This is a genomic window from Pseudomonadota bacterium (assembly GCA_022361155.1).
Lineage (GTDB): Bacteria > Myxococcota_A > Polyangia > Polyangiales > JAKSBK01 > JAKSBK01.
The window spans coordinates 1-3,912 of the sequence record JAKSBK010000179.1 but is presented as its reverse complement, the minus strand read 5'-3'; the positions used below and the strand labels follow the sequence as shown (position 1 = coordinate 3,912).

Below are 3,912 nucleotides of genomic sequence, written 5' to 3'. Positions count from 1 at the left end.
GGCGGCGTTGGCGGCCTTGGCGGCGCCGGCGGTTTGGGCGGCGCCGGCGGTTTGGGCGGCGCCGGCGGCTTGGGCGGCTTCGGCGGCCTGATTGGCGTGGCTGGTCTGGGCGGTGTTGGCGGCCTGGGAGGCGTTGGCGGGCTGGGCGGCGTCGGTGGATCGCTTTGCCCGCCTGGTTTCGCGGCCTGCGGCGGCGGCGTCGGCTCGTGCGACATCGACATCATGACCTCGAACACACACTGCGGCGGCTGCAACAGGCTGTGTCAGTCGACCAACAGCAGCGACTTCTCCTGCGTGAGCGGCACCTGCGCCTTGGTTGGCTGCAGCAGCGATTGGTGGGACTGCAACGCCAACCCGCTCGACGGCTGCGAGTCGCGGATCCGCTGTTCGGTGCCTCCGCCGCCGCCCGGGCCTGGTATCCCGAATCAGTGCTGGCAGATGGGCATGGGCGACTGCGACTTCACAGGGGTCTGCGATACCGACCTGCTGTCCTCGGACAACAACTGCGGTGCGTGCGGCGCCATATGCCAGCTTCCCGGCGCTACCACGCAGTGCGAGAGCGGTCGTTGCAACATTACGGACTGCAACAGCAACCTCTACAACTGCGACAACATCGCGTTCAATGGTTGCGAATCGACCTTCCCCTGCTTCTAGCCGATGCGGGCTAGACCCGCGATGAACAGCTCGGAGCTCTCTCTTCGGGAGGCGCGGGGCCGCACGATGCGCACCCTGGCGAAGTGCTGGCCCACCGCCCGGCGGGCGTTGTCGAATTCCGCGCCCTGAAAGAGCTTCGCCACGAAGCTGCCTTGCGGGCGCAAGAGCTCGCTCGCCAGCTCCAGGGCGCGCATGAACAGTTCGTAGCTGCGGTAGTGGTCCACATGGGCTTGCCCGGTGGTGTTGGGCGCCATGTCGCTGAGCACCACATCGAAGGGGGCATCTTGCGTCGCCGCGCTGGGCAGGGGCTCGGCGACGTCGTGCTGCTCGAAGCGTGCCTGCGGTGGTAGATCGCGGGCTAGCGGCTTCAGGTCCAGGCCCACGACCCGTCCCTGCCGCGCCACACGCTGCGCGCAGTAGAGCAGCCACGAACCCGGGCTCGCCCCCAGGTCGAGCACCCGCCCGCCGGGGCGCAGCAGCCCAAGCCGGCGATCGAGCTCCTCGAGCTTGTACACCGAGCGCGCTGGGTAGCCCTCGCGTCTGGCCCGGCGCCCGTAGGTGTCCTGGGGCCTGCGTGGCATCCGCTTTGCGGCGCGCTTCAGGCCGGCTTCGCCTTGACTGCGCCGCGCACCGTCACGAAGCCGTTTCGTGGTCCCGGCACCGCCCCCTCGACGAGCAGCATCCACTCCTCGTCGAGTACCTCGGCGATCTCCAAATTGAGAATCGTGACCGTCTCGTTGCCGTACTGCCCGGCCATTTTCAAATTCGCCAGGGTCCGTCCGGGCGTTAGGTTGGTGCCGATGGAGCCGCCGTGGCGCTTGTACTCGTGGGTGCCGTGACTCGCGCTTCCGGCACCAGCAAAGTTCCAGCGCTTCATGACCCCGGTATAGCCACGGCCCTTGCTGATTCCAGTGACATCCACCTTCTGGCCGACCCTGAAGTGCTCCGAAGGCTTCAAGTGCTGCCCCACCGCGAACTCGGACAGTTTCTCGGCTGGCAAACGGAACTCCCGCACCTTGCGTGCGGGCTTCTGATCGATCTTCCTGTACAGGCCCGCCTCGGGCTTGTTGACCAGTTTGTCCCGCCGTTCCCCGAAGCCGACGATAAGCGCCGAGTAGCCTTCCTTGTCCTCGCTACGCTTGCCGAGTACGAGGCTGGGCCCCACCCGAATGGCTGTGACGCGCTTCACGTTGCCGTCTTTGCCAAAAACCTGAGTGTTACCGAGCTTGATGCCGATGAGGCCGAAGTTGGTGTTCATGGCTGTTTCCTGGCGTCGCACAGACGCCGCGGCCTTGGCAGGAGGGCACGCACCAAACAGGCCCTCGCGGCCGCGTGTCGTGGCCAGTCGCGGCGGCCGAAGGATACGGCGCAAGCGCCTCGCGTCAAGTCGGTCAGGATAGGTTGCCGTGTGGCGGGCCCCGACGTTCGAACGACTCAACGCGCCGTTGTAGTTGGACGAACCGCGTTGTAGCGTATTGACAGCCCCCCTCGCCGTCAATTGCGCACCGAGTTATCCGGGCAGTCACCCTTCCAGGAAACCAGGTTGCCTCGTCCCGACCACGACCAGGGATCGACCGCGGCCACGACCACGGCGTGCAACCTCAACGAGCCACAGGACATGACACGCACCACCATCACACGTCGCATCCAGGCACCACCCGATCTCGTTTTCGAGACCGTCGCCAAGATCGAGAACTTCGCCAATGCGGTGCCTGGCATCGTACGCACGGAGTTCTTGTCCGAGGTCCATGAGGGCGTGGGAACGCGCTTCAGGGAGACGCGGGTCTTCAAGGGCAAGGAGGCCTCGACCGATCTCGAGGTCACCGAATTCGTGCCGAACGAACGCGTGCGCATGGTTGCCGAGAGTCACGGCACCGTGTGGGACACCGTGTTCAGCGTTGCGCTCCGCGACGACCATACCGAGCTCGAAATGGTCATGGACGCCAAGGCCCAGAGGCTTCTGCCCAAGCTCATCAACCCGATGATGCGCGCCATGATCCAGAAGACCATCGAAGAGGACATGGATGCCGTCAAGTCATACTGCGAGGAAAGCTGGGAGGATCAGCAAGACACCCAGCCAACCGAGCTGCCGGGGGGCTGAGTGACGGCCCGCGCATGAAGGTCGATCCCAAGGCCACGCGACTCGGTTGGATCGGAACCGGTGTGATGGGCGCCAGCATGTGCGGCCATCTTCTTTCGGAGGGTTTTCAGCTCACGGTTTTCAACCGCAGCTCGGGCAAGCTCCGGCCTTTGCTCGAAGGCGGGGCGGTGGCGGTTTCTTCGCCCGCTGCCGTGGCGCGAGCAAGCGACATCGTGTTCACGATCGTGGGCTATCCCGAGGACGTGCGTGAAGTGATGCTCAGCGCCGACGGCGTGCTCGCGGGATGTAGGGCAGGCATGGTGATCGTCGATATGACGACCAGCGAGCCGTCGCTGGCCGTAGCGATCGCCGAACGTGCCGCCGCGCTCGGTGTGAGCAGCCTGGATGCACCGGTGTCCGGGGGCGATGTCGGCGCGCGCGAGGGCAGGCTGTCCATCATGATCGGCGGCGACGAGGCAATCGCCAAGGCGCTCGCTCCGTGCTGGAACAGCTTTGCATCGACGATCGTCCATGTGGGCGGTCCGGGAGCGGGACAGCACACCAAGATGGTGAACCAAGTGCTGGTCGCTTCGAGCATGATCGGCACCTGCGAGGCTTTGCTGTATGCGCACCGTGCCGGCCTGAATCTCGAACGGGTGCTCGATGTGGTGGAAAAGGGCGCGGCGGGCAGCTGGACGCTCAGCAACCTGGCTCCCCGTATGCTCCGAGGCGATTTCGAGCCGGGGTTTCTGGTCGAGCACTTCCAAAAGGACATGGGTGTCGTGCTCGCGGAGGCTCGCCGCATGAAGCTGGCGCTGCCAGGACTGGCTCTCGTGGAGCAACTGTACCAGGCGCTGGCTGCACAGGGCCACGGCCGCAGCGGCACCCACACCCTCATCCTCGCGCTTGCTTCGCTGTCCAAGATCAATTGGCAAGCCCGCTTGCGCTCCGGACCGGTGGGCTAGCTCGCCAGGGCAATCGAGTTCTAGGGAACCGGGTTGGTAAGGAGGCTGAGGAGGTAGTTTTTGTCCCATCCAGCGCTCTTTCTGGCGGTGGCGATGCCGACTTTGCGTTTGCCATCACGCCGGACGAGGTTGAGTGCGAAGTGGCGTAGCGTGGTCATGTTCTGGGCGGTGTTTCGAGCGCGATGGCGGGCGTGGTCCTCCTGAAAGGCCATG

General features: G+C 65.3%; 6 protein-coding genes. 3 read left to right on the top strand and 3 right to left on the bottom strand.

What is annotated here, in order from left to right; all coding sequences use genetic code 11:
• On the top strand, nt 1-654 hold a 654-nt coding region (locus MJD61_06345), incomplete at its 5' end, for a hypothetical protein (GenBank protein ID MCG8554895.1).
• Here MJD61_06345 and MJD61_06340 read toward each other — a convergent pair.
• Nucleotides 651-1,235 (bottom strand): RlmE family RNA methyltransferase, encoded by a 585-nt coding sequence (locus MJD61_06340; protein MCG8554894.1) that lies wholly within the window; start codon nt 1,233-1,235, stop codon nt 651-653. The genes MJD61_06345 and MJD61_06340 overlap by 4 nt on opposite strands.
• A 17-nt stretch (nt 1,236-1,252) precedes the next feature.
• The gene (gene rplC, locus MJD61_06335; protein MCG8554893.1) at nt 1,253-1,912 is read right to left on the bottom strand and encodes a 50S ribosomal protein L3; all 660 of its coding nucleotides are present in this window, start codon (nt 1,910-1,912) and stop codon (nt 1,253-1,255) included.
• Between the two features lie 360 nt (nt 1,913-2,272).
• Here rplC and MJD61_06330 point away from each other — a divergent pair, with 360 nt between their 5' ends.
• Nucleotides 2,273-2,755 carry an SRPBCC family protein gene (locus MJD61_06330; GenBank protein ID MCG8554892.1) on the top strand — a complete coding sequence of 161 codons (483 nt, stop codon included), beginning with the start codon at nt 2,273-2,275 and terminating at the stop codon, nt 2,753-2,755.
• Between the two features lie 14 nt (nt 2,756-2,769).
• Nucleotides 2,770-3,699, top strand: a complete 930-nt coding sequence (locus tag MJD61_06325) for an NAD(P)-dependent oxidoreductase (GenBank protein ID MCG8554891.1) — start codon at nt 2,770-2,772, stop codon at nt 3,697-3,699.
• 20 nt (nt 3,700-3,719) lie between these two features.
• On the opposite strand, the gene MJD61_06320 is transcribed toward MJD61_06325, so the two are convergent.
• On the bottom strand, nt 3,720-3,912 hold a 193-nt coding region (locus MJD61_06320), incomplete at its 5' end, for an ISAs1 family transposase (protein ID MCG8554890.1).